20 protein-coding genes are annotated in these 24,694 nt (G+C 70.8%); 9 read left to right on the top strand and 11 right to left on the bottom strand.

Going from position 1 to position 24,694, the window contains the following annotated elements:
- Positions 1 to 203 precede the first annotated feature (203 nt).
- Positions 204 to 1,187, top strand: a complete 984-nt coding sequence (locus tag AB0K21_RS43320) for a DUF2804 domain-containing protein (protein WP_343974478.1) — start codon at positions 204 to 206, stop codon at positions 1,185 to 1,187.
- 102 nt (positions 1,188 to 1,289) lie between these two features.
- On the opposite strand, the gene AB0K21_RS43315 is transcribed toward AB0K21_RS43320, so the two are convergent.
- Positions 1,290 to 3,038 (bottom strand): sugar-binding domain-containing protein, encoded by a 1,749-nt coding sequence (locus AB0K21_RS43315; RefSeq protein ID WP_364158796.1) that lies wholly within the window; start codon positions 3,036 to 3,038, stop codon positions 1,290 to 1,292.
- A complete protein-coding gene (locus AB0K21_RS43310; protein WP_343974484.1) occupies positions 3,035 to 4,324 on the bottom strand; it encodes an MFS transporter in 1,290 nt (429 codons plus the stop codon). Before AB0K21_RS43310 ends, AB0K21_RS43315 begins: the two co-directional genes overlap by 4 nt.
- Positions 4,325 to 4,605: 281 nt before the next feature.
- Here AB0K21_RS43310 and AB0K21_RS43305 point away from each other — a divergent pair, with 281 nt between their 5' ends.
- A complete protein-coding gene (locus AB0K21_RS43305) occupies positions 4,606 to 5,724 on the top strand; it encodes an alkaline phosphatase PhoX (RefSeq protein ID WP_364158794.1) in 1,119 nt (372 codons plus the stop codon).
- A 91-nt stretch (positions 5,725 to 5,815) separates the two neighbouring features.
- Positions 5,816 to 6,661 (top strand): SGNH/GDSL hydrolase family protein, encoded by an 846-nt coding sequence (locus tag AB0K21_RS43300; RefSeq protein WP_343974490.1) that lies wholly within the window; start codon positions 5,816 to 5,818, stop codon positions 6,659 to 6,661.
- On the opposite strand, the gene AB0K21_RS43295 is transcribed toward AB0K21_RS43300, so the two are convergent.
- Positions 6,648 to 7,835 (bottom strand): helix-turn-helix domain-containing protein, encoded by a 1,188-nt coding sequence (locus tag AB0K21_RS43295; protein ID WP_343974493.1) that lies wholly within the window; start codon positions 7,833 to 7,835, stop codon positions 6,648 to 6,650. The two genes, AB0K21_RS43300 and AB0K21_RS43295, sit on opposite strands and share 14 nt — an antisense overlap.
- 569 nt (positions 7,836 to 8,404) lie before the next feature.
- Here AB0K21_RS43295 and AB0K21_RS43290 point away from each other — a divergent pair.
- Positions 8,405 to 13,870 (top strand): carboxyl transferase domain-containing protein, encoded by a 5,466-nt coding sequence (locus tag AB0K21_RS43290; protein ID WP_364158790.1) that lies wholly within the window; start codon positions 8,405 to 8,407, stop codon positions 13,868 to 13,870.
- A gap of 226 nt (positions 13,871 to 14,096) precedes the next feature.
- On the opposite strand, the gene AB0K21_RS43285 is transcribed toward AB0K21_RS43290, so the two are convergent.
- Both AB0K21_RS43285 and AB0K21_RS43280 read right to left on the bottom strand, forming a co-directional pair.
- Positions 14,097 to 15,302: a Cmx/CmrA family chloramphenicol efflux MFS transporter gene (locus tag AB0K21_RS43285; protein WP_343979386.1), complete on the bottom strand. Its 1,206-nt coding sequence runs from the start codon at positions 15,300 to 15,302 to the stop codon at positions 14,097 to 14,099.
- Positions 15,303 to 15,848: 546 nt separating this feature from the next.
- Complete coding sequence (locus tag AB0K21_RS43280) at positions 15,849 to 16,799, bottom strand: helix-turn-helix domain-containing protein (RefSeq protein WP_343979383.1); 951 nt, start codon at positions 16,797 to 16,799, stop codon at positions 15,849 to 15,851.
- 459 nt (positions 16,800 to 17,258) lie between these two features.
- Here AB0K21_RS43280 and AB0K21_RS43275 point away from each other — a divergent pair, with 459 nt between their 5' ends.
- Complete coding sequence (locus AB0K21_RS43275; protein ID WP_343979380.1) at positions 17,259 to 17,687, top strand: DUF6010 family protein; 429 nt, start codon at positions 17,259 to 17,261, stop codon at positions 17,685 to 17,687.
- 122 nt (positions 17,688 to 17,809) lie between these two features.
- Here the strand turns inward: AB0K21_RS43275 and AB0K21_RS43270 are convergent, their stop codons facing one another.
- A complete protein-coding gene (locus AB0K21_RS43270; RefSeq protein WP_343979377.1) occupies positions 17,810 to 18,271 on the bottom strand; it encodes a MarR family transcriptional regulator in 462 nt (153 codons plus the stop codon).
- An 84-nt stretch (positions 18,272 to 18,355) separates the two neighbouring features.
- On the opposite strand from AB0K21_RS43270, the gene AB0K21_RS43265 reads away from it, so the two are divergent.
- Positions 18,356 to 18,727: a VOC family protein gene (locus AB0K21_RS43265; protein WP_364158785.1), complete on the top strand. Its 372-nt coding sequence runs from the start codon at positions 18,356 to 18,358 to the stop codon at positions 18,725 to 18,727.
- A 135-nt stretch (positions 18,728 to 18,862) separates the two neighbouring features.
- Here AB0K21_RS43265 and AB0K21_RS43260 read toward each other — a convergent pair whose 3' ends face one another.
- From AB0K21_RS43260 to AB0K21_RS43245, 4 genes are all read right to left on the bottom strand, one after another.
- Positions 18,863 to 20,149 (bottom strand): sigma-70 family RNA polymerase sigma factor, encoded by a 1,287-nt coding sequence (locus AB0K21_RS43260; protein WP_343979370.1) that lies wholly within the window; start codon positions 20,147 to 20,149, stop codon positions 18,863 to 18,865.
- A 15-nt stretch (positions 20,150 to 20,164) separates the two neighbouring features.
- Positions 20,165 to 20,584: a YciI family protein gene (locus AB0K21_RS43255; RefSeq protein ID WP_343979366.1), complete on the bottom strand. Its 420-nt coding sequence runs from the start codon at positions 20,582 to 20,584 to the stop codon at positions 20,165 to 20,167.
- 189 nt (positions 20,585 to 20,773) lie between these two features.
- Positions 20,774 to 21,124 (bottom strand): DUF1731 domain-containing protein, encoded by a 351-nt coding sequence (locus AB0K21_RS43250; protein ID WP_364158781.1) that lies wholly within the window; start codon positions 21,122 to 21,124, stop codon positions 20,774 to 20,776.
- Between the two features lie 97 nt (positions 21,125 to 21,221).
- Entirely contained in the window at positions 21,222 to 21,869 is a 648-nt protein-coding gene (locus tag AB0K21_RS43245; RefSeq protein WP_343979360.1) for an FMN-binding negative transcriptional regulator, read from the bottom strand.
- 274 nt (positions 21,870 to 22,143) lie between these two features.
- Here AB0K21_RS43245 and AB0K21_RS43240 point away from each other — a divergent pair, with 274 nt between their 5' ends.
- The 3 genes from AB0K21_RS43240 (at position 22,144) to AB0K21_RS43230 (ending at position 23,628) form a co-directional block, all read left to right on the top strand.
- Positions 22,144 to 22,722, top strand: coding sequence for an XRE family transcriptional regulator (locus tag AB0K21_RS43240; RefSeq protein ID WP_343979357.1), 579 nt, complete (start codon positions 22,144 to 22,146; stop codon positions 22,720 to 22,722).
- A gap of 142 nt (positions 22,723 to 22,864) precedes the next feature.
- Positions 22,865 to 23,437, top strand: a complete 573-nt coding sequence (locus AB0K21_RS43235; RefSeq protein ID WP_343979354.1) for a TetR/AcrR family transcriptional regulator — start codon at positions 22,865 to 22,867, stop codon at positions 23,435 to 23,437.
- A 38-nt stretch (positions 23,438 to 23,475) separates the two neighbouring features.
- Positions 23,476 to 23,628 (top strand): hypothetical protein, encoded by a 153-nt coding sequence (locus AB0K21_RS43230; protein ID WP_343979351.1) that lies wholly within the window; start codon positions 23,476 to 23,478, stop codon positions 23,626 to 23,628.
- 101 nt (positions 23,629 to 23,729) lie between these two features.
- On the opposite strand, the gene AB0K21_RS43225 is transcribed toward AB0K21_RS43230, so the two are convergent.
- Positions 23,730 to 24,694, bottom strand: a 965-nt coding sequence (locus AB0K21_RS43225; protein ID WP_364158775.1) for an FAD-dependent monooxygenase, incomplete at its 5' end; no start/stop codon positions are given.

Here is a 24,694-nt window from a genome sequence, read left to right as displayed (position 1 = left end):
CCACTCCCCCGGCTGTTCTGAGAGATCCGTTCCGTCAGGGCCTGGGCGCGGGAGGTGCGAGACGCCGAGGAACGCGTGATCACGGTCCGCCGGGGGCGGCAACGCCGCCCCCGGTGGTGCCCGGGTGCCTCGCGCTCCCGTTCCGGAGCGGCGTACGCCCACCCGGGGTGGGAACCCCGGTCGTGCGCCACTACCCTCTGGCTATGCCGACCCACGAGCGGGAGATCACCGCCCCCGTCGATCTGTGCCTGCCCGACGGGCGCCTCAACCCCGACGCGGTCGGCTGGAGCAGGCGCCCGCTGCACCGCGCGAACCTGCGCGGCTGGGGCAGGACCAAACGCTGGGAGTACTGGGGCGTCGTCACCCCCGGCCACATCGTCGGACTGGTGGCCTCGTCGCTCGACTACGCGGGTGTGCACGGCGTCTACGTGCTCGACCGCGCGACCGGTGTGGAGATCACCAAGGACGTGGTCGTGCCGCTGGCGCGCGGCGCGGTGCTGCCGGACCGCAGCGGCGCGGGCCGGGTGTCGGTACGGGGTCCGGGCCTGCGCATCGACATCGACCAGCGCCCCGAGGCCACCTCGCTGCGGGCCGCCGTGCCCGGGGTGCTGCTCGACGTGGAGGTGCCGCTGCCGGAGGGGCACGAGTCGCTCGGCGTGGTCGTCCCGTGGAGCGCCCGGAGGTTCCAGTACACGGTCAAGGACGTCGGCAGGCCGGTGCGCGGCACGCTGACCGTCGGGGAGAGCCGGCACGTCCTCGACGAGGCGACCTCCTTCGCGGTGCTCGACCACGGACGGGGCCGCTGGCCGTACTCGATCACCTGGAACTGGGCGGCGGGCAGCGCGCCGGGGCGGGCGATCCAGCTCGGCGGCAAGTGGACCGACGGCACCCGCTCGACGGAGAACGCGCTGTTCGTCGGCGGGCGGATGCACAAGATCGGCGATGAGCTGGCCTGGGTGTACGACCGGCGCGACTGGATGCGGCCCTGGCAAATGACCGGTCCCGGGGTGGAGGTGGTCTTCCACCCGTTCCACGAGAAGATCTCACGCACCGAGCTGGGGGTGGTGGGCAGCGAGACCCATCAGTGCTTCGGCCACTTCTCCGGTCGCGCCAGGACCGACGAGGGCGAATGGGTCGACCTCGACGGCCTGGTCGGCTGGGCCGAGGAGGCCCGCCAGCGCTGGTGAGGACCGGCCATGCCGCCCGCCCGGCGCCGGCGAGGGGACGGGCCCGGCGGGGGCTTCCGCCCGATGGGACCGGCCGGGGCGGCCGTCCGGTTCCGGCGGGGTTCAGCCCAGCCGGAGCCTCCCGTTGACGGTCCGCACCAGTTCGGCGGGGAGTTTGAGCACCTCGCGGTCGTAGGTGAGCAGGCCGTTCAGCTCGTCCTCGACGTCGGAGAGCTGGGTGTAGACGGTCGCGCTCAGGCCGCGTGGCACGGCGGGCACGATCTGCCGGTAGTGCAGCCGGGCGAACGCCCCGCCGAGCTGCGCCGCCGTACCGCATCTGCGGTAGCCGAACTCGCGGTCGTTGAAGGTGTGGCCCTCGACGCGTAGCGAGTAACCGCCGTACTCCGACAGCACCAGCGCCCGCCCGTCGCGCCCGGCCGGCGGGCGGAAACGGCGGAAGTACACGTGCAGGCTCCGCAGGTCGCCCGCGCCCTGGTCGTGCCACCCGCTCGCGTGGTCGACCGTCCGGGTGGGGTCGAGCTCGGCGAGCTCCCTGGCTGCGCCCGCCGCGTCGAACTGGCCCCAGCCCTCGTTGAACGGCACCCACACGGCCAGGCTCACCACGTTGCGCAGCAGCTCGACGGTCTCCCGCAACTCGGCTGCGAACCGCTCGCGGCCCTCGGCGTCGCCGCGCCCGAACCACCGGTGGCGACGGTCGTCGAGGCGCAGCGGTGTCAGCACCGGCGCGGTGATCACCAGCGGGTGATAGTGGCCGCCGCCGTTCACCATGTCCTGCCAGACGAGCATGCCGAGCCGGTCGCAGTGGTGGTACCAGCGCATCGGTTCGATCTTGATGTGCTTGCGCAGCATGTTGAAACCGAGCCGCTTCATGGTCTCGATGTCGCAGACCATGGCCTCGTCGGAGGGCGGCGTGTACAGGCCGTCGGGCCAGTAGCCCTGGTCCAGGACTCCGGCGTGGAAGTAGGGTCGTCCGTTGAGCAGCAGCCTGGGCACACCGTCCGCGTCGCACCCGACACCGAAGGAGCGCACGCCGACGTAGCCGCGTACGCTGTCGGCCCCGAGACGCACCGACACGTCGTACAGGTACGGGTCCTCGGGACTCCACGGGCGGACGTCCGGGATCGGGATCCGCACCGGCACGCCCGCGTCCGCCTCGGCGGACGCGACCACCTCGCCGTCGGCGAGGATCTCGACGGCGGCCCGTCCTGAGGCGGCGTGCACCGTCACCTCGACGCACGAGGCGTCCAGGTGCGGGACGAGCGTGAGCCGCTCCACGTGTACGGCGGGCACGCACTCGGCCCACACGGTCTGCCAGATGCCCGACTGGGCGGTGTACCAGATGCCGCCCCGGCGCAGCTTCTGCTTGCCGCGCGAGTGGTGCCCGGTGTCGGAGTCGTCCCGCACGGCCACGACCAGCGTGTTGGGGCCCTCGCGCAGGGCGTCGGTGATGTCGCAGGCGAACGGCAGGTAGCCGCCGGTGTGCGCGCCCACCTCGACCCCGTTGAGCAGCACCCGGCAGGTCTGGTCGACCGCGCCGAAGTGCAGCAGCACCCGCCCGCCCGGGACGGCGAAGTGGTCGGGCAGGATGAGCGCGCGCCGGTACCACAGCGTCTGCCCGGGCAGGAGCTGCCGCCCGACGCCGGACAGCGGAGCCTCGGGGGAGAACGGTACGACGATGTCGCCGTCGTAGCCGTCGTAGTCGTCGCGGGCCTCGGGTTCGGCCGGGGAGACGGCGTACCGCCAGCGGCCGTTGAGGTTGAGGTAGCTGTCGCGGACGAGCTGCGGCCTGGGGTACTCCGGCAGCACGGCCTCGGGGTCGAGGGCCGTGCCCCAGCGGGTCAGCAGGGTCATGCGGTCCCCCTGCGGCGCAGCGCCAGCACCGGTACGGCCATGAACGCCACCACGGCCGTGGCGGCCAGGAAGATGGCCGGTGAGGGGACTTGTTTGAGCACCCCGAGCTCCTCGTAGTAGACGTCGGCCCCCTCGATCACGGCGGCGCCCAGGAAGGGGCCGACGATCATGGGGATGAGAATCGCGAAGACCATCCGCAGTCCCTGGACGTGACCGGCGCGGTCCGGCGGCGAGTGGTCGCGGACGATCGCCGCGATGGGCGCGAGCACCAGCATGAACCCGGACATCATGACGAGCCCGGCGGCGATCACCGGGATCATCCCGGCCGCGACGGACATCAGCAGCAGGCCCGTGCCGTACACGGCGATGGCGGGCGGCAGGAAGCGTACCTTGCCCACCCGGTCGATGAGCGGCCCGCAGGCGACGCTGATCACCGAGGAGCCGGTCAGCACCACGGCCAGGACGATCGCGTACCCCTCGATGTTCAGGTATCGCTGCAGGTAGATGATCAGGTAGGGCAGGAAGACCTGGGTGGAGACCCCCCAGATCGTCCACGCGGCCAGGGCCAGGTAGAGGACGGGGTTGGCCCGTATCGTACTCGGCCGCAGCCCGTGTACGAGTGAGGCCAGGTAGGCGCCCTCCTGGCGCACCGGGTCCGGGCGGTCGCGCACGAGCACCCAGGAGACGGCTCCGACCACGACGATGATCGCCCCGATGAGCACGAAGAACAGCCGCCACTCCCCCGCGCGGGTCAGCGAGTCGAACCCGCCGAAGACGGCAAGCATCGACACCAGCGGCATGATCGCCAGCACCGACTCCACCCGGCCCCGGTTCGCCGGGCGGGTCACGTCGGTCACCCACGCCTGGAAGGCCGCGTCGTTCGCCCCGGCGCCGAGGAACGACATCACGCAGTCCAGCGCGATGACCGCGGCCACCGTGGCCGCGACGGCCCCGGCCGCCGGGGCGACGGCCGCGACCGCGTCGACGGTGACGAAGCCGAAGGCCGCCGTGGCCAACCCCCACAGCACGTATCCGGCGGCGATGAAGGAGCGGCGGCGCCCCACCCGGTCGGAGAGCGCGCCGACCAGCAGGGTGGCCACCGTCGCGGTCACCGCGCTGGCGGCGACCATGGTGGCGATGGCGCCGGGATCGTCGCTCACGGTGTCGTAGAGGAACACGTTCAGGTACATGTTCTCGACGGTCCATGCCACCTGCCCGGCGAAGCCGAGCACGATCAGAGCCGCCCACGAACGTCCGCCCAGCCTGGCGGTGATCTCTGTGGTCACGGCGAGAGACTACAGGGGGTTTTGTCGCTATTTGGGACAGATTCCGCGTCCATTGATGCCGCGAAAACGCAATCCCGCCTTGCCGCACGGGAAAGCCGGCGAAGAGCGTGGCAGGGCCGCGCACCGGCGGCGACCGGGCCAGGAGCCCGATCCACGCGCCCGGCTGACTGTGACGTGTCACAAGGTTTGACCGTTCAGGTTTACCGCCCCCTCCAATTCCCAGAAGAGCGCTGCCAGCCCATGGTTTGTGGGAGACCTGTAGGCGATCACCGGAGTCCCCCATGCAGCGTCGCACCTTCATCGTGTCCCTCTCGGCCGTCGCCCTGTCCGGCACCCTGTGGCAGAACGCCGCGCTCGCCTCCTCGGTGGTCGCGGGCGAGAGCCCGTACGGTCCGCTCGGCGAGCCCGACGGCAACGGCGTCGCGCTGCCGGCCGGGTTCGGCAGCAGGGTGGTGGCCAGGTCGGGCCACCTCGTCGGCGGCACCCTCTGGCATCCGGCCCCGGACGGCGGCGCCTGCTTCGCCGACGGCACCGGCTGGATCTACGTGTCCAACTCGGAGGTTCCGCTGGTCGGAGGCGCTTCGGCGATCAAGTTCAGGGCCGACGGTTCGATCGAGCGGGCCTACCGGATCCTGTCGGGCACCAACCTCAACTGCGCGGGCGGGGGCACGCCGTGGAACACCTGGCTGTCCTGTGAGGAGATCTTCCGCGGCAGGGTCTACGAGACCGATCCTTACGGCGTGCGCGGTGCCCAGCAGCGCCCGGCGATGGGCAGGTTCAAACACGAGGCCGCCGCCTGCGACCCCGATCACCGGGTCGTCTATCTGACCGAGGACGAGGACGACGGCTGTTTCTACCGCTTCGTTCCCAACGTCTGGGGCGAGCTGTCCAGCGGCCGTCTCGAGGTCTTCTGCACCGACGACCTCTGGCGGCCGGTACCCGATCCGACACCCGGCGTCCTGCAGAGGCAGACCAGGCATCAGGTGGGCGCCGCCAGGCACTTCGACGGCGGCGAGGGCTGCCACTACGCGGACGGCGTCTGCTACTTCACCGCCAAGGGCGACCGCACGGTGTGGGCCTACGACACCGGCCGCCAGACGATAACCGCGATCTATGACAGCACCGGCACGCTCACCGGCATCGACAACATCACCGGCACCCGGGGCGGTGACCTCTACGTCGCCGAGGACGGCGGCAACATGGAGATCAACATCATCACCCCGGACCGGGTGGTCGCGCCGATCGTACGGCTCGACGGCCAGGGCGAGTCCGAGATCACCGGCCCCGCCTTCTCCCCCGACGGCACCCGCCTGTACTTCTCCTCCCAACGCGGCACCAGCGGCGAACGGGCGGGAACGGGCGGCATCACCTACGAGATCACCGGCCCCTTCCGTCGCTGATCCTCAAAACCATGTTCCTCACCGTGGCGGCAGCCGGGTTCCCGCTCAGATCTCGCACGACAGAGCCGATGCCCTTCGAAAGGAGTTCAGCATGATCCGATCAGTGATCGCCGCGATCGTCCTGGTGGTCGCCGTCACCCCCGCCGCCCGCGCCTCGGCCGGTGAGGTGTACGTGGCCCTGGGGGACTCGGCCGCCTCAGGGCCGTTGGTACCCAACCAGGTGATACCCGACCTCGGGTGCTGGCGCTCCGACCGTAACTACGCCCACCTCACCGCGCAGGCCATCGGGGCCGCCACGTTCCGCGACGTCACCTGCTCGGGTGCCAAGACCAAGGACATGTACACCGCGCAGGGCACCGACCTCGGCTCGGTGCCGCCGCAGCTGAACGCGCTCAGCCAGGACACCACGCTGGTCACCGTGCAGATCGGCGCCAACGACGTGGGCCTGACCGGGTTCATCGAGGACTGCCTGAACCTGCTGCCGCCGCCCGTCGGCGACGCCTGCAACGACGACTACATCGAGAACGGGCAGGACACCTGGCGGGTCAAGACCGACGCACTGCGGCCGAAGCTGACCGCTTTGGTCTCCGACATCCGGGCCCGCTCACCGCAGGCCAGGATCTTCGTGGTGGGCTACGGGACCTACGCCCCGCCCAACGGCTGCTACCCCCGGGTGCCGATCATCAAGCAGGACGCCAACTACATCCGCGCCACCCTGCAGTACTTCAACCAGGCGGTGGCGGAGCAGGCGGCGGCAGCGGGTGTCGCCTTCATCGACCTGCAGACACCGAGCAAGGGCCACGACCCGTGCACCTCGGCGGGAACGCGGTGGATCGAGCCCTACGTCCCCGCCTCGCCGGCCGCGCCTTTCCACCCCAACGCGCGTGGCATGCGCGGCTTCGCGGACGCGGTGATCGCCGCCGTCAACGGGGCGTGAGCCTCCTGGCCGCCAGCGCGGCTCCGATCTGCTGGAGCTGCGCCGGCTTGGCCGGGTCGAGCCCGGTCAGGCTCACCGCCCGCCGCAACCGGTAGTCGACGGTGTTCGGGTGAACGTGCAACAGCTCGGCCGTGCGGCGGCGGTCGAGCCCGGTCTCCAGATAGACCTTGAGCGTCCGCAGCAGGTCGGGGTTGTTCAGCAGCGGGTCGAGCAGGCCCGCGAGCCTGGAGGTGGCCCGGCTCGGCCGGGTGAGCTGGTACTCCAGCAGTACGTCGGTCAGCCGGTAGGCGCCCGGCGGGTGCCCGAAGATCCGCGCCACCTCCAGCACCTCCTCGGCCACTCCCGCGGCGGCCGGGACCTCGGCGGGCGTCGCCTGCTCGGCCGCCGCCCAGATCGGCACCCCCGCCGCCCTGGACATCGCCTCGACGACCTCGGTCACCATCGGCACCTCGTCGCCGTACGGGAGCAGCACGAGCCCGCCCGTCGCATCGAGCACGGACAGAACCTGCTCGGTGGCGTGACACTGCACGGCGGCCCTGATCCTGGCCAGCTTGCGCCGCCCGGCGATCGATCTACCGGGCTCGTCCTGCTTCTCATCGGGGTGTTCCCCCACCGTGATCGCCATGACCAGGTAGCCGGGTGCCAGCCGTATCGCGGCCAGGGCCGTGTGATCGCCGCCGAGCAACGCGGAGGCCGCGGCGTGCATGGCGTGCTGCTCCCGGCAGAGCATGCCCTCTCGCTCCTGCAGGTAGGCGGCGCACACCGCGGAGGTCACCGCCTCGGTGTAGATGAGGACGAGGCGGTTCAGGTCGATCACCGCGGCGAAGTCGGCCGGCGTGGCGGTGGCGATCAGGCGGTCCCAGATCCAGCGGGTGCCCAGGTGGTAGGCGGCCAGCAGAGCCTCGAGCGGTACCCGTTCCTGGGCGCGGCGCGCGGCGGAGGCACGTAGCGGGGCCAGTTCGGCGGAGGCGGGCGGGCGCCTGTGGCGGAACATCTCGCAGATCATCCGCAGGTTGTGCTCGGTGATCCTGGTGATGTCGCCGTCGAGCTCCTCCCTGGGCAGCCTCCGGTAGATGGGGATCTCTTCCACGAAGACACGCACAAGCTGCCTGGCCAGGCTGGTCGCCTGGCGTTCCAGCAGCTCGTGCACGGGACATCCAGCCAGGATGAGCACGTCTGACACTGTCTCACACCAGGTTGTGATATCTCATCATTGCTCCGAAGTGGGAAGTACCCGGCGACATCCCGGCCGACGTCGAGGTGCACTCCTGGGCACCTCGGCCGACGGTTCCGGAACAGGCCGACGCGTTCGTCACCCATGCGGGAATGGGCGGTGAGGCGCTGCGTTTCAGAGAAGATGTTCTCCGAGGAGTAACTGGAGCAGCAGACCGAGCAGGCGGGGGCCATCGGCCTCGCCGGCGCCGGGCGGGTGAGCCGGGAGAAGACAGATCCGAGCCGGGGGTGGAAGAATGACTCGCTGCTCAGCCGGCATGCACTGGCATCCGCATCGAGCCCGCTTCGCGTCACAGTCGAAATTCGGCAAAGCATGCCGTTACTCCGTTCGCGCACGCCTTGGTCAGGCGTGGGCGGCCGACGGCTTTTGGTCGTTTTCCACAACTGGAGCCGCGTAGTGTGCGTTGTCTGCGACATGGCGCTGCCAGTTGGTAGACGGAAGGGTGAACACTGCTGGGGGCCGCCGTGTCACGGCGCGCACATCGTTGATCTACAGGAGGGCTCGGTCGGGTGTTCAGTCGTGTCGCCATCGTCAATCGTGGTGAGGCCGCCATGCGGCTCATCCATGCCGTACGGGACATCGCCGCGGAGAGCGGGACACGGGTCGAGACCGTCGCCCTGCACACCGACGTCGACCGCACGGCCACCTTCGTCCGCGAAGCGGACCTGTCCTACGACCTCGGTCCCGCGTCCGCGCGCCCGTACCTCGACCTGAAGGTGCTGGAGCGCGCGTTGGTGGAGACCGGGGCCGACGCCGCGTGGGTGGGCTGGGGCTTCGTCGCAGAGGACCCGGCGTTCGCGGAGCTGTGCGAGAGGATCGGAGTCACCTTCGTCGGACCGAGCGCGGAGGCCATGCGCAAGCTCGGCGACAAGATCGGCGCGAAGCTGATCGCCGAGGAGGTCGGCGTGCCGGTCGCACCGTGGAGCCGCGGCGCGGTCGAGAGCCTGGACGCCGCCCTGGCGGCGGCGGCCGAGATCGGCTACCCGCTGATGCTGAAGGCGACCGCGGGCGGCGGCGGGCGCGGCATCCGCGTGATCACGAACGAGGCCGAGCTCGCCGACGCCTACGAGCGCACCAGCCAGGAGGCCGCGCGGGCGTTCGGCAGCGGCATCGTGTTCCTGGAGCGCCTGGTCACCGGCGCCCGGCACGTCGAGGTCCAGGTGATCGCTGACGGCGAGGGCACCGCTTGGGCGCTCGGCGTCCGCGACTGCTCGGTGCAGCGGCGCAACCAGAAGGTCATCGAGGAGTCTGCGTCGCCAGTGCTCAGCCCCGCGCAGACGGCCGAGCTCAAGGCGTCGGCCGAAAGGCTGGCCGTCGCGGTCGGCTACCGCGGCGCGGCGACCGTCGAGTTCCTCTACCACCCCGGCGACAAGATGTTCGCGTTCCTCGAGGTCAACACCCGCCTGCAGGTCGAGCACCCGATCACCGAGTCCACCACCGGGTTCGACCTGGTCAGGGCGCAACTGCGGGTGGCATCCGGCGGCAGGCTCGAAGGCGAGCCGCCGGTGGAGCGCGGGCACGCCGTCGAGGCCCGGCTCAACGCCGAAGACCCCGACCGCGACTTCGCGCCCGCACCGGGCCGCATCGCACGGCTGGACCTGCCCGCCGGGCCGGGCATCCGCGTGGACACCGGCGTCAGCGAGGGCGACACCATCCCCGCCGACTTCGACTCGATGATCGCGAAGATCATCGCCTACGGCCGCGACCGCGACGAGGCGCTCGGCCGGCTGCGCCGGGCGATGGCGCAGACCACGGTGATCATCGAGGGCGGCGCGACGAACAAGAGCTTCGTGCTCGACCTGCTCGACCAGCCCGAGGTGATCGACGCCAGTGCGGACACCGGCTGGATCGACCGCGTCCGCGGCGAGGGCAGGCTCGTCTCGCACCGGCACTCCGCCGTCGCGCTGGCGGCCGCCGCCATCGAGGCGTACGAGGAGGAGGAGCGCGTCGAACGGCAGCGGCTGCTGTCGACGGCGTTCGGCGGACGCCCGCAGGTGCAGCACGAGAGCGGCCGGCCACTGGACCTCAAACTTCGTGGCGTCGGCTACCGCGTGCGTGTCGCGCGGGTCGGCGCGCATCGGTTCCGCGTCGGTGTCGAAGCGGGTGGCGACGTCCGCACCGCCGACGTCGAACTCGACCGCTTCGACCGGCACACCGGGCGGATCGTCGTCAACGGCACCCGGTACCGCCTGCTCACCGACACGCACGGGCCGGTCCACCTGGTCGAGGTGGACGGCGTGACGCACCGGGTCAGCCGCGACGAGGGCGGCGTCGTCCGCTCGCCCGCGCCCGCGCTGGTCGTCGCCACGCCGCTGAAGGTCGGCGCCGAGGTCGAGGCGGGCGCACCGGTGCTGGTGCTGGAGAGCATGAAGATGGAGACGGTGCTGCGGGCGCCGTTCAAGGCGCGCCTGAAGGAATGCGTCGTGTCCGTGGGCAGCCAGGTGGAGACCGGTGCACCGCTACTGTGGCTGGAGCCGCTCGCCGACGACGACGCCGAAGCCGAGAACACCTCGGCCACCGGCTCCGTCGAGCTGGACCTGCCCGCCACCCCCGGGAGGATCCCGGTGCGGGAGCGCACCACACGCGGCCAGGAGGACCTGCGCAGCCTGCTGCTGGGCTTCGACGTCGACCCGCACGACGAACGCCGGGTGCTCGACGACTACCTCGCCGCGCGCCGGGCGGCCATCGAGGACGGCCACCGGCCACTGGCCGAGGAGCTCGAACTCATCGATGTGTTCGCCGACCTCGCCGAGCTGAGCCGTAACCGGCCGGCGGGCGAGGACGGCGGCGGTGACGGCCACGTGTACAGCGCCCGCGAGTACTTCCACACCTACCTGCAGAGCCTCGACGTCGAGCGGGCCAGGCTGCCGGAGGCGTTCCAGGCCAAGCTCGCCAAGGCGCTCGGGCATTACGGTGTCACCGAGCTGGAGCGCTCCCCCGAGCTCGAAGCCGCGGTGTTCCGGATCTTCCTCGCCCAGCAGCGCGTGTCAGCCGACGCCACGGTCGTCGCGACGCTGCTGCGCGCGTGGCTGCGGGAGCCGCCGCCGGACGAGACGCTGCGCGAGCCCGCCGGTCTCGCGCTGGAGCGGCTGGTCGCCGCGACACAGGTCCGCTTCCCGGTGGTCTCCGACCTCGCGCGCGGCGTGGTGTTCGCCTGGTTCGCCCAGCCGCTGCTGCGCCGCAACCGCGCCCGTGTCTATGCGAACGTCCGCAAGCACCTGCGCCACCTGGACGCGTACCCGGACGCGCCGGACCGCGCGACGCGCATCGCCGAGATGGTGCGCAGCACCGAGCCGCTGGTGCGGCTGCTCGGCCAGCGGCTTGTCCGCGACGACCTGGACAACGCGATCATGCTGGAGGTACTGACCCGGCGGTACTACGGCAACAAGGGTCTCACCGGCGTCCGCACCGGCGAGGTCGCGGGTTGCACGTTCGTGGTCGCCGAGCGCGCGGGCTCGTGCGTGGTCTCCTCCGCGGTGAGCTTCGAAGCGCTGGGCGGCGCGCTGCGCGGGCTCGCCGAGCTGGCGGGCGACGAGAACGCCATCGACGCCGACATCTATCTCGCCTGGGAGAACCAGCCGGAGGACTCCGACGCGATGGCCGCCGCGCTGCACGAGGTCGTCAGCGCGCACCCGCTGCCGGACCAGGTCCGCAGGCTCACCACCACCGTCGCGGGCAGCGGCGGCGCGGTGATGCACCACCACTTCACGTTCCGCCCGTCGACCACCGGGATGGCCGAGGAGCGGCTGATCCGTGGCCTGCATCCGTACATCGCGCAGCGGATGCAGCTGGAGCGGCTGAGCAAGTTCGACCTCACCCGGCTGTCGTCGTCGGACGAGGAGGTCTACCTCTTCCAGTGCGTGGCGCGGGAGAACCCGTCGGACGACCGCCTCGTCGCGTTCGCCCAGGTGCGTGACCTGACCGAGCTGCGCGAGCACGACGGCAGGCTGGTCGCACTGCCGACGGCCGAGGACACCGTCGCCACCTGCCTCGACTCGATCCGCCGCGCGCAGTCCCGGCGACCGTCGAAGAAACGCTTCAACACCAACCGGATCGTGCTCTACATCTGGCCGCCGAGCGACATCACCCGCGCGGAGCTGGAGATGATCGCCGGACGCGTGCTGCCGACGACCGCGGGCGCCGGGCTGGAGGAGATCCTGTTCATCGCGCGGCAGCGCGACCGGAAGACCGGCGAGCTGACCAAGATCGCCGTGCGCATCTCCTTCGACGCCACCGGCGGCACCGAACTGACCGTCGGCGAGCCGTCGGACGAGCTGGTCGAGCCGCTCGACGACTACCGGCAGAAGGTGCTGCGCGCGAGCAGCCGCAACACGGTGTACCCGTACGAGCTGACCGGCCTGCTCGGCGACTTCGTCGAACACGACCTCGACGACGACCAGGCGCTGGTGCCGGTCGACCGGCCGAAGGGGCGTAACACCGCGGCGATCGTCGCGGGCGTGGTCACCACGCCGACCCGGCGGCATCCGCAGGGCCTCACCAGGGTCGTGCTGCTCGGCGACCCGACCAAGTCGCTCGGCGCGCTGTCGGAGCCGGAGTGCCGCCGCGTGGTCGCCGCGCTGGACCTGGCCGAGCGGATGCGGGTGCCGCTGGAGTGGTACGCGCTGTCCTCCGGTGCCCGGATCTCCATGGAGTCGGGCACGGAGAACATGGACTGGGTGGCCGCGGCGCTCAAGCGGATCGTCGAGTTCACCCAGGACGGCGGCGAGATCAACATCGTGGTCGCGGGCATCAACGTCGGCGCGCAGCCGTACTGGAACGCCGAGGCCACGATGCTCATGCACACCAAGGGCATCCTGGTGATGACGCCGGACTCGGCGATGGTGCTCACCGGCAAGCAGTCGCTCGACTTCTCCGGTGGCGTGTCGGCCGAGGACAACTTCGGCATCGGCGGCTACGACCGGGTGATGGGCCCGAACGGGCAGGCGCACTACTGGGCGCCGAACCTGGCCGCCGCGCGGGACGTGCTGATGTCGCACTACGACCACACGTACGTCGCACCCGGCGAGGAGACGCCGCGGCGGGCCAAGACGACCGACCCCGTCGACCGTGACATCTCCGACTTCCCGCATGTCCTGGTCGACAGCGACTTCACCACCGTCGGCGAGATCTTCTCCGCCGAGGCCAACCCGGACCGCAAGAAGCCGTTCGACATCCGGACCGTGATGCGGGCGCTCTCCGACCAGGACCACCCGGTGCTGGAACGCTGGGCGGGCATGGCCGACGCGGAGACCGCAGCGGTGCAGGACGTGCATCTGGGCGGCATGCCGGTCTGCCTGCTCGGCATCGAGTCACGGGCGGTACCGCGGCGCGGCTTCCCGCCCACCGACGGCCCGGACACCTACACCGCGGGCACGCTGTTCCCCCAGTCGTCGAAGAAGGCCGCGCGGGCGATCAACGCGGCCAGCGGCAACCGGCCGCTGGTGGTGCTGGCCAACCTGTCGGGCTTCGACGGCTCGCCGGAGTCGATGCGGAAGCTGCAGCTGGAGTACGGCGCCGAGATCGGCCGCGCGATCGTGAACTTCCGCGGGCCCATCGTGTTCTGCGTGATCTCGCGGTACCACGGCGGCGCGTTCGTGGTGTTCTCGAAGGCGCTGAACCCGAACATGACCGTGCTCGCGCTGGAAGGCTCGTTCGCCTCGGTGCTCGGCGGTGCCCCCGCCGCCGCGGTGGTGTTCTCCGGCGACGTCAACGCCCGCACCGCGGCCGACCCGCGCGTACGGGACCTGGAGACCCGCGTCACGGCCGCCTCCGGCGCCGACCGCGCCGCGTTGACCGCGGAGCTCGACGAGCTCCGCTCGTCGGTCCGTGCGGAGAAGCTCGGCGAGGTCGCCACGGAGTTCGACCGCGTGCACGACATCCGGCGCGCGGTCGAGGTGGGCTCCGTCGACGCCGTCATCCGCGCCGCGGAACTGCGCCCACGGATCATCGAGGCCATCGAGTCCCGCCTGCGTTGACAGGAGGCACCTGGTCGAGGACCTCACCGTGGCTTCTCAAGCCGGCCCGCACCGGTGCGGACGCGTTCTGCGCCTCGCGAACGGCGGACGGCTGTAGACCCACGACCTCGACGTCTTCCAAGCGACCCGCGCCGTGATCGACCGACACGGCGCGGGTCCCTGTCCCGCCGACGCACTCGCCACCATCGCCGGCGTCACCGCCGAGGACGCGCGCCAGGTGGTGCGGTCACACCGTGGTGCGGGACGCCGACGTCTCCTCACCCGGTGTGCCCCGCAGGCGCCGTGTCACCTGGGCGAGGCCCGCTGCGACGAGCGCCGCCGCCACCAGCAGGGCACTGACCCACAGCGGCGAGCGGTAGCCGAGTCCGGCGGCGATGGTGAGGCCGCCGACGGCGGGTCCGACGGCCGCACCCACGTTGAGGGCCGCGGTCGCGAAGGAGCCGCCGAGCGAGGGTGCCTGCGTCGCCGCGTACAGCACCTGGGCGATCAAGGTCGAACCGACGGCGAACGAGAGGGCCCCCTGGACGAAGACGAGCAGGAAGACGGCGGTCGGACTGCCGGCCACGGCGGTGAAGAGCGCCCACCCGGCGAGCAGGGCGATCCCACCCGGAATCAGGACCCGCATCGGCCGCGTGTCCGACAGGCGACCGCCGATGGTCACACCGGCGAACGATCCGAGACCGAACAGCGCCAGCACCGCCGGCACCCAGCGCTCGGAGAATCCGCTGACGTTGACGACCAGCGGGGTCAGATAGGTGAAGGTGCAGAAGGTCGCGGCGTTCACCAGCGCGGCCAGCAGCAGCACGACCAGTAGTCGTGGGCCGCGCAGCGCCCGCAGTTCGCGCCGAGCACGGGGACGGGCCTCGTCCAGGTCGCCGGTCGCCTGAACCGTGTCGGGCACCGAGCGCAGCACGGCGAAGACGGCCGGCAGGGAGATCAGGGCGACGGCCCAGAACGCCGCACGCCAGCCGAACGCCTGGCCGAGCACGGCACCGGCGGGCACACCGGCGACGCACGCGAGCGTGATACCCCCCAGCAGGATGGAGGTCGCCCGCCCCTTGGCGTTCGGCGCGACCATAGCGGTCGCCGCCGCGAGCCCCACAGCCAGGAAACCGGCGTTGGCCAGCGCCCCGAGGACCCGGGTCACCAGGAGCACGGAGAAGGTGGTGGTGACCGCGCCGACGACATGCACGAGCATGAACGCGACCAGGAAGACGAGCAGCGCCCGCCGACGCGGCCAGCGCAGACTGAGGACCGCCATCAGCGGAGCGCCGACGATCATTCCTGCGGCGAAGGCCGACGTCAGCGCGCCGGCGGCCGAGACGGACACATTCAGTTCATCGGCGATGTCCGGAACCAGCCCGGACAACATGAACTCGGACGTTCCCTGGGCGAATACCGCCAGTCCGAGGATGTAAATGGCAAAGGGCATGAGCAGAGAACTCCACAGCCACGTCGAAAGGGATCACGAAGGACACGGGACACCACCGCGGCACTCCCGAATCGGCCGCACGAAGCGTGCGTTCATCTGGGGCACACGGGGGCCTACCGCGTGAAGGAGACCCGGCCTGGCGTCACCAGCGGTACGACGAAGGTGACGGAACTACCGGGAAGAATCAGTCCGTACGACGGTGATCCGGCGGCGAGGGTGACGAAAGAACACGCGGCCTCAGCGATGGCGCTGCCGCGTGACACCACAGGAAGCCACCGAAGAACCGGTGGCTAACGTCTTGACGCCTCGGGACCGGACATGGCCACATGATAGCGAAGAACCGTGGAACTCTTGAGGCCTCGTGTCGGGTGCCGACGGCCGCCGGGCGGGGATGGTGTTCCATCGCCCGGAGTCGGCGGGCCGGGCGCCGGTGTCTTGCCGGGGTGTGGGCGGCAGGAGTCGCGCGTCGAGTACACGGCGGGCACGCTCGTCACGAACTCGGCCGGTCCGGCCCCGAAAGCCCGTTCATGGCTCAGAGGCGGATTCTCAGGAGGCGTTCGTCCGGAAAGAGGAGCGGTAGGACTGCGGCGTGACGCCGACGACGCGCTTGAACCGCTCCCGGAACGCGGTGGCCGAACCGAAACCGGCCTGCGCGGCGATGCGTTCGACACCGTGGCCGGTGGTCTCCAGCAGGAACTGCGCGCGCCGTACGCGTGCTCGCAGCAGCCACTGCAGCGGGGTGGTGCCCGTCTGCTCGCGGAAGCGGCGGCTGAAAGTCCTCTCGCTCATCCCGCTGCGCGTGGCCATCTCCGCCAGCGTCACCTCCTGGGCGAGGTTGTGCTCGATCCACGACAGCACCGGCTCCAGCAGCGACCCCTGGGGTACCGGCGGCTGGGCGTGCGGGACGAACTGCGCCTGCCCGCCCTCCCGTTCCAACGGCGTCACCGACAGCCGGGCCGAGTCCGCGGCGACCGCCGAGCCGAAATCCCGCCGGATGATGTGCAGGCACAGGTCCAGGCCGGCGGCGGCCCCGGCCGAGGTCAGAATCTGGCCGTTGTCAACGTACAGAACATCCGGCTGCACATCCACCTGCGGGAACATCCGGGCCAGCCGACGAGCCGCCACCCAGTGCGTGGTCGCGCTCAGTCCGTCCAGCAGCCCGGTCGCGGCAAGGGTGAACGCCCCCACGCAGATGGAGGCGATCCGGGTGCCGGCGGCCGCGGCCGCGCGCAGGGCGTCGAGCACCTCCCGGGCCGGTGGGGTGGCCTGCTCGGAACATCCCGGTACGACGATCGTGTCCGCCTCCCGCAGCGCCTCCAGGCCGTGCGGGGCGATGAGCGTGAAGGCGTCGCCGGCCACCTGCGGCGTCGCGGCACAGACCAGGACCCGGTACGGCCGGCGCCCGTCCGCCAGCCGGGCACGCCCGAACACCTCGATCGGCGTCGCCATGTCGGCCGCCACCACATGGTCCAGAGCCAGGACCGCCACCGTGTGCATGAGGACACGGTAGGCGAGAATTCGCCGACCACAAACAGGCAGGTGAAGCGCCTGACGCGGCCGTCTTCGCAGCCAGGGCCGGATGGCGGGAACCCGTTGGAGATTGTCGGTTCAGCCCCTGGGACGCCGAGGACGGCCGCTCTAGCCTTGCGCTGCGAGATCCGGGCAAGCGAAGAAGGAGCAGCGCCGATGCATGCGCAGGTCGTCCTGCGTGATTTTTGGACACCATCGCACCCTGATGAGGTGCCGCACGCCGCGGGCATACCGTGATCGCCGAACCGGCGAGGGCCGAAGGCGCCGCCCGCGACCCGCGGCGCACCATCATGGCCGCCGCCCTGGCCCGGCTGCCGGAGATCGGCGGACCGCCGGTCCTGCTGCGCCTCGACAGGGCGGCGGAGCGGACCGGGCAGGTCCGCGTCAACCGAAGCACCCCTACCTCAGAACGGATCGTCACACTCCATGTCCATCGTCATGCCGATCGTCATCGGGCTGATCTGCGTTTCCCTCATGTCCCTGATTCCCGAGCCGCACCGACGCCAGGTCAACGCCGTGCTGGTCGGAGGTGCGGGCGCCGCCTACCTCAGCGGGGGCGGGCTCGGGTACTGGGAGTTCGTCCTGCCGGTCGTCATGACCTATGTCGCCTACCGGGGGCTCAACAGCTGGACCTGGATCGGCATCGGCTGGCTGCTCCACACCGCCTGGGACGTCGTGCACCACCTCAAGGGAAGCCCCATCCTCCCCTTCGCCGAGCATTCCTCCTTCGGCTGCGCCATCTGCGACCCGGTTGTGGCGCTGTGGTGCTTCGCGGGCGGGCCATCGATCTTGGACTGGGCACGTGCCCGCCTGTCCCGCGAGCCAGCGATGCCGATCGGCCCTGCCGAAGAGTGAATCGGCTCAGCTCCAGGTTCAGTCGAAACACCGGCCAAGATCAACTCGCCGAGGACTCCGAGCCGGGCGGACAAGGTCAGCCGGGCGCCCGAGCGCGCGGCCGGCCGCGGTGGCTCGGCGGGTCAACCGCCAAGGGCTTCCGCCATGCGGTCGAGGTCGGTGAGGAGGGCGGCCAGGCGCCGCTGCGGGACCGCGTCGACCATGTGCCGTTCGATGGCGTAGACGGCGGACCGGGCCGCGTCGAGACGACTGCGGCCCTCTGCGGTGAGGTGTGCGGGAAGGGCGCGGCCGTGGTCGGCGCTGGCAGGCCGGAAGATCAGGTCTGCGTCCTGAAGACCGCGAAGGACGACGTTCATGGATTGCCGCGTGACGAATGCGCCGCGGGCGAGCTCGGCGTTGGACAGGCCGGGCTGCTGGTCGAGTAGTTCGAGGCATGCGTACTGCGGCACCGTCAGGCCGTGCTCGCGCAGCGCTTTGTCCATGGCGCCGCGCAGCGCCGCAGCGGTGCGTTTGAGGCGGTATCCCACGTGCTCGGTGACGTCCCGAGCGGGATGGGGCGGGTCTACGGTCTTCCGGTCTTCCATGTCAGCATTTTGACATAGGCGGGCCGCCGCGAGTACATTCCCTTTATGTCAAAGTCCTGACATAAAGGAATTCCGGGAGGACCCATGACCGCCACCGTCGACGGCCCTGACTTCATCGCACTGCAGGTACGCGATGTCGAGGCAGCGGCCGCCTTCTGCGAAAAGCATCTCGGACTGCGGCGGGCATCGGCCTCGCCTCCCGGTGCGGTGGTGTTCGCCACCGCACCGATCCCGTTCGCCGTCCGCGAGCCGCTGCCGGGCGTGGATCTCGATGACGTCGCGCGGCCCGGTCTCGGGGTGGCCCTGTGGTTCCGCACCACGGACGCCCAGGAGTTGCACGACCGGCTCGCCGCTGCCGGGGTGCCCATCATCACTCCGCCCAAGGACGGCCCCTTCGGCCGCATGTTCACTTTCACCGGCCCCGAGGGCTACACCCTCACCGCGCACGGAGGCTGACCATGACCGCCGCCATCATCCCCTCCGGCTCTTTCTCGCTCTCGGCGAGTGTGCGCCTCCCTGAGGGCTCCCCCCGCGAGAGTCGTATCCAGAGCCGACAGGGGAAAACCCGTCTCGGGTGTTCCTCCGGGCCGGTCAGCCGAGGTCGGCGAGTTTATGTTCCAGCACCGCCCGCTCGCGCTCGTTGCCGCACAATCGTACGGCGAGCTCCAGTTCGGTGCGCGCCTCGTCGGCGCGGTCCAGGCGGGTGAGCAGTTCCCCGCGAACGCTCGGCAGCAGGTGCGAGTTCGACAGCGCTCCGGCGGCCACCAGCTCGTCCACGATCGGCAGCGCCGCGGCCGGTCCCCGGGCCATGGAGACCGCCACCGCCCGGTTGAGGTCGACCACCGGTGACGGCGCGAGCCGGCCGAGCGCCTCGTAGATGAGCACGATGCGCTCCCAGTCCGTCGCTTCGACAGACGGGGCGAGGGCATGACATTCGGCGATCGCCGCCTGCAGGCCGTAGGCGCCCAGACCCCGGCCGACCCGCGCCGCGCGAGCCAGGGCGGCTCGTCCCCGGCGGATCGCGGCGCGGTCCCAGCGGCGGCGGTCCTGGCGCTCCAGCAGCACCGGCTCGCCGTCCGGTCCGGTGCGGGAGGGGAAGCGCGCCGCGGTCAGCTCGAGCAGCGCCAGCAGACCGTGCGCCTCGGGCTCGTCCGGCACCAGGCGGCTCAGCACCCGCGCGAGGCGCTGTGCCTCGCTCGCGAGGTCGAGTCGGATCAGACTGTCACCGGAGCTGGCCGAAGACCCTTCCGTGAAGATCAGGTAGACCACACTGAGCACCGAGCCGAGCCGCTCGGCCCGCTCCTCGGCCGACGGCAGCTCGAACGGCACCCGGGCCGCCCCGAGGGTCTTCTTCGCCCGAGTGATGCGGGCCTGCACGGTGGCGGCCGGAACGAGAAACACCTTGGCGATCTCGTCACTGGTCAGACCGCCGACCACCCGCAGGGTGAGCGCCACCCTCGCCTCCCGCGACAGCACGGGGTGGCAGGAGATGAACATCAACGCGAGCACGTCGTCATCGATCTGGTCCGGATCCCACAGCACGCCCTCGGCGTCCCGGGCCGGATCGGCGGGTGCGCCCCCCGAGAGCACATCCCCCTCGCCCAGGTCGCGGGCGAGGGCGGCGTACCTCTCGTCAAGGGCGGAGCGCCGGCGGAACGCGTCGATCGCGCGGCGCCGGCCGACGGTGAGCAACCACCCCGCGGGGTTGCGGGGCACGCCGTCGCGTGGCCAGGTCACGAGTGCCTCGGCCAGCGCCTCCTGGGCGAGGTCCTCGGCCAACGCGAAGTCTCCGGTGTAGCGCGCGAGCGCGCCGACGATCCGTGCGGACTCGATCCGCCAGACGGCGGCAACGGCCTCACGGCCGGTGGGGTCGGCCATCTCCTGCCGATCCGCTCAGAGCTGGCCGGTGGCCTCGCGCCACGCCCGTTCCTTCTGGACCCACTCGTTGTCCTGCGGGAACTCGTCGATCGTGGTGACCCGACGGATCTCGGTCTTGAAACCCGGGCCGGTCATCGGCGACCGCCTGGCCCACTCGACGGCCTCCTCCTTCGACGCCACGTTGAGGATGTAGAACCCGCCGAACAACTCCTTGGTCTCGCCGTACGGGCCGTCGGTCACCACGGGCGGCTCGGCGGAGTAGTCGACGACCACCCCCTCGGCGGCGTCGTCGAGTCCCTCCGCGGCGACCAGCACACCGGCCCGGATCATCTCGTCGTTGTACCTGCCGACGGTCTCGAGCATCTTGCCGAAGTCGATGTCCGCCATCCCCGCGAAGGCCTCGTCGGTGGCGCGCATGATCAGCATGTACTTCATCGTGCTGTCTCCCTGGGTGTTCGGGACCCTCTCGCGGATCCTCTCATCCCTAGGTCGAACGGGAATGCCGTGAATCGACACAACCGCCGATCTTCTTCCGACACTCGAAATGGCGGAGGGCGGGCTTGTCTGTGCGGGCCGTGAAATACGAAAAGGCGAGACCGTTGGCGGCCGGCAGGAGCCGAACGCTCACCCGGTGAGGCCAGGTCCGTCACGCACGCGCCGCACGAGGTCGCCGGCGGTCTCCGGCCACTGGGCGTGGTCGAAGGCGAAGCCCGCCTCGAGCAGGCGGCCGGGGACGACCCGACGGCTTTTCAACAGGAGTTCGGTGTCCGAGCGCAGCGCGAACGCGCCGAGCTCGGCCATCCACTTCGTTACGGACAGGCCCACCGGAACACCCCACACGGAGCGCAGCACGCGCATGAACATGTGCTGTGGTAGGGGCGCGGGAGCGGCGAGGTTCACCGGCCCGGTGAGGTCCTCCCGGTCGGCCGGGAACTCGACGGCGCGGACAAAATCACGGTCGTGGATCCAGGACACGCACTGCACCCTACCCGCGACAGCCGCAGCAGGACGTCGAAGACGCCGCCGGCTCGGGACTCATCACCATGGCGCGGATCCTCGGCGCGGGCCTGTGTCAGGGTGTCCAGGTGCCGATGCGGTCCAGGCGACGTCGCTGCTGGGCGGCGGTCGGCAGGTCCAGGCCTTGGCGGCGGGTGGTGAGGCGTTCGGCGACCACGGTGCGGTGCTGGACGCTCTTGTGGTCGTCGTATTTGAACTTGGCCTGGACGGCGGTGGCCTCCAGGCGTAGCCCGCGGATGCCGGACAGCATGCGCCCGTACGGCGGGCGGTCCACGGCGACCTCGGCGTGGTCGCCGCTGGGCTGGAAGTGGGCGAGCTGCCGGGTCAGCAGATCGGCCTTGGCCTGGGGGTCGTCGATGACGTGCGCGCGGCAGGTGAACTGGACGGCCGCGTAATAGCTGGTCGGGACCCCGTCCCGGGGCGGAACATCAGCGGCGGCGCGCCAGGTACCGGGAACGAAGGCGTAGTCGCCGATGACGGTGAAGGTCACATCCGGGTTGTGCTCGATCGCCTTCCAGACCGGATTCGGGCGGGCGAGATGGACCAGCAGATCACTGCCGTCGCAGACGAAATGGGTGGGGACGACGACGGGCGGCTGGCCGGGCAGGCCGTTGACTGCGAGCTGACCGAAGTCGTGGCCATCGGCGATCCAGGTCTGCCACTCGGCCTCGTCCAGGCTCGCGTCCCAGGGCTGGATGAACATGAGGGAACTCCTTCTGAGTGATCGATGTGATGAAGGCGGTGTCGGACGGTCAGGTGAGGGCCAGCAGGCCGACCGCGACGGCGGCGGCGCCCAGGCCGCCGAGGAAGTCGGCGCATCCGTAGGCCAGGGAACTGCCCAGCGCCAGCAGCAAAGCGATCACGACACCCCGATGTTGTTCAATGGAATGACTACAAGGTACATCAGAACGACCGAAGTATGCCAATAAAACGACCACATAGTACATTTAAACGACCGAGTGAAGGGAGCTATCCAGATGGCCGAGAACGACACCGCCCTGCGGACCGTCGCCCACAACGTCCGGACCGCCCGGCTCCGCGCGGGCTTGTCACTGGAAGAGCTCAGCCGCCGCGCCCAGATCTCCAAGGGCGCACTCGCCGCGCTGGAAAAGGCCCAGGGCAACCCCAACCTGGCCACCCTCGTTCGCCTTGCCGACACGCTCGGCATCTCGGTGCCCACCCTTATGCAGGGCCCGCCCGAAGGCCGTACCGTCCGCATCGCCAGCGCCGAGGAGATCGAGCCGCTGTGGACCGGCGAACACGGCGGTCAGGCCCGCCTCATGCTGGTCACCGCCGGTGCGGCGCCGGTGGAGGTGTGGCGGTGGCGCCTGCACCCCGGAGAGGACTCCCCGAGCCGGCCCCACCAGGCCGGGGTCATGGAGACCGTCAGCGTCACCACCGGCCAGATGACTCTCGTCGTCGATGGCACCGAGCACACCGTCACCGCCGGGCAGAGCGCCATCTTCAACGGCGACTGCCCGCACACCTACCGCGGCGCCGGCACCGGTCCCTGCGACCTGATCATGACCGTGCACCTGCCGCCCGGCCCCACCTGACCGTCCTGTCCACGAGGAAATAGGTGTCGATCTACACCGGCGAGGGGGCAAGCACGATCTTCTCCGGCTAATGTCAGAGCTAGGAACACGATCGACGCTAGCATAGCGTTGATAGGGCTTCTAGTGATGCTAGGTTCGTCTCATGTCGATTCAAACGCGCCGGGAGCGGGAGCGGGCGGAGCGGGAGCGGTTGATCATCGCAGCGGCCCGGGAGCTGGTCGAGGCCGAGGGCTGGGAGGCGGTGACGACCCGTCGCCTCGCCGAACGGGTCGAGTACAGCCAGCCGGTGCTCTACAGCCACTTCAAGGGCAAGGACGCCATCATGGCGGCGGTCGCGGTCGAAGGCTTCGCCGACCTGGCCGCCGAGCTGCGCGCGGCCCGTACGTCGGCGGCCGACCCTCGCCAGGCCCTCGCCGACGTCGGCGCCGCGTACGCCGCGTTCGCCGAGCAGCGACCCGCGTTGTACGACGCGATGTTCACCCATGCCGTCGACCTGCCGCCCGCCGGCCCCGAAGCACCGGCCGCCCCGCATGCGGCCTTCGGCGAGCTACGCGAGGCCGTACGGCCACTGGCCGGGGAGGACGACCTGGGTCTGCTCACCGAGACCCTCTGGGGCGGCCTGCACGGACTGATGACGCTCACGCGGGGCGGCAGGCTCCGGCACGAGGGCCACGAGCGGCGGCTGGCGTTGCTGCTCGGCCGCTTCTCGCGCTGATCCGCTGATCACAATTGTCCTCCCGCGTCTCACAGCCGGTGTCCCCCCTTCGGGGCAAACCCCTACAGGCGCTGGCCCACATCAGCCCGGCCAGCAGCGAAACCGTCAACTTCCTCAGGGCCATCTCCGTGGAGATCGACACCGACGACGCCAGCGGCTACCGGCCCCTGCGCCACCATGCTCCTCCCTGATGAGACACCCTCCGCCCTGACCGCTGGGCAGGTGGCCCCGATCCACCTCGCCGGGCGCCATCAGGCCGCCCGCGCCGCGCCCGGCCGGCCCCTGGTCCACGTCAGGGTGTGCCGAACCAGCTGGAGAGCGCTTCGCGCAGCGCCGGCGCGGCGGTGTCGGCGGGTTCGTCGATGGGTGCGGCCCAGGCGATGTGGGCGTCCGGGCGGATCAGCAGGACATCGGCCGATCGCCGGCCGGTCTTGGCGGTGTGGACGTCGACGCGCTGCCCCCAGGCGCGGGCGGCCTTGCGAAGGTCGGGGCGGTCGGCGAGGTCGAGGAGGATGGGCCGGGCAGGGTGCAGGAGTTCGGCGACGCCGGTGATTCCCTGGTCGGTGTGCAGGGTGAGGTCGGGCGCGAAGGTGCCGGCCAGGGGGTTCGTGCCGGGCATCGGGTAGCGGATGTCGGCGCCGGCGACCATGGCTCCCATGCGGCGCAACGGCTGCTCGTCGGCGAGCAGTTCGGAGAACACTTCGCGGAGCGCTTCGGCGGCCGCGTCGTGCCCGCGCCGCAGCGCCACCTGGGCTCGGGTGTGCAGCATGGTACGGGCGCCGGCGAGGTGGCGTTCGGCGTGGTAGGTGTCCAGCAGGCCGGCCGGCGCCCGGCCGTGCAGGTCGGCGGCCAGCTTCCAGGCCAGGTTGACCGCGTCCAGCAGGCCGGCGTTGAGCGCCACGCCGGTGGCGGGGAACAGGTGCGCCGCGTCGCCGGCCAGCAGGATGCGCCCGTCGCGGTAGCGCTCGGCCTGGCGGGCCTTGAAGGTGAAGCGCGACAGCCGTGTCGATCCTGCCAGGGGCAGATGCGCGCCGAGCACGCGGCGGATGCTGTCCTGGAGTTCGGTCAGGGTCATCGGGACGTCGTCGTCGTACTCGGTGGTCTCGTCCTCGATGGTGTAGAGGGAGACGCTCGGGGCGCCGGGTGAGGAGCCGACGCCGAGCAGGCCCGCGCGCTGGCCGCCTACCGCAAGGGCGAATCCGACCTGATCCACCGCGACGGCATGTGGCTGCTGATCGCCACCTGTGACGTCCCCGA

Origin of the sequence: Streptosporangium sp. NPDC049248 (genome assembly GCF_040678965.1) — a bacterium.
Classification (GTDB): Bacteria; Actinomycetota; Actinomycetes; order Streptosporangiales; family Streptosporangiaceae; genus Streptosporangium; species Streptosporangium fukuiense.
The sequence above is the reverse complement of the archived record's forward strand: the minus strand, read 5'-3'. Positions and strand labels throughout refer to the sequence as shown.

Bases quoted from the DNA above. Each gene is read 5' to 3' on its own strand.
- AB0K21_RS43300 (WP_343974490.1), top strand. From the start codon at position 5,816: ATGATCCGATCAGTGATCGCCGCGATCGTCCTGGTGGTCGCCGTCACC.
- AB0K21_RS43240 (WP_343979357.1), top strand. From the start codon at position 22,144: ATGGCCGAGAACGACACCGCCCTGCGGACCGTCGCCCACAACGTCCGG.
- AB0K21_RS43315 (WP_364158796.1), bottom strand. From the start codon at position 3,038: ATGACCCTGCTGACCCGCTGGGGCACGGCCCTCGACCCCGAGGCCGTG.
- AB0K21_RS43245 (WP_343979360.1), bottom strand. From the start codon at position 21,869: ATGTTCATCCAGCCCTGGGACGCGAGCCTGGACGAGGCCGAGTGGCAG.
- AB0K21_RS43270 (WP_343979377.1), bottom strand. From the start codon at position 18,271: ATGGAAGACCGGAAGACCGTAGACCCGCCCCATCCCGCTCGGGACGTC.
- AB0K21_RS43275 (WP_343979380.1), top strand. From the start codon at position 17,259: ATGTCCATCGTCATGCCGATCGTCATCGGGCTGATCTGCGTTTCCCTC.
- AB0K21_RS43305 (WP_364158794.1), top strand. From the start codon at position 4,606: ATGCAGCGTCGCACCTTCATCGTGTCCCTCTCGGCCGTCGCCCTGTCC.
- AB0K21_RS43320 (WP_343974478.1), top strand. From the start codon at position 204: ATGCCGACCCACGAGCGGGAGATCACCGCCCCCGTCGATCTGTGCCTG.
- AB0K21_RS43260 (WP_343979370.1), bottom strand. From the start codon at position 20,149: ATGGCCGACCCCACCGGCCGTGAGGCCGTTGCCGCCGTCTGGCGGATC.
- AB0K21_RS43285 (WP_343979386.1), bottom strand. From the start codon at position 15,302: ATGCCCTTTGCCATTTACATCCTCGGACTGGCGGTATTCGCCCAGGGA.
- AB0K21_RS43280 (WP_343979383.1), bottom strand. From the start codon at position 16,799: ATGCACACGGTGGCGGTCCTGGCTCTGGACCATGTGGTGGCGGCCGAC.
- AB0K21_RS43235 (WP_343979354.1), top strand. From the start codon at position 22,865: ATGTCGATTCAAACGCGCCGGGAGCGGGAGCGGGCGGAGCGGGAGCGG.
- AB0K21_RS43255 (WP_343979366.1), bottom strand. From the start codon at position 20,584: ATGAAGTACATGCTGATCATGCGCGCCACCGACGAGGCCTTCGCGGGG.
- AB0K21_RS43265 (WP_364158785.1), top strand. From the start codon at position 18,356: ATGACCGCCACCGTCGACGGCCCTGACTTCATCGCACTGCAGGTACGC.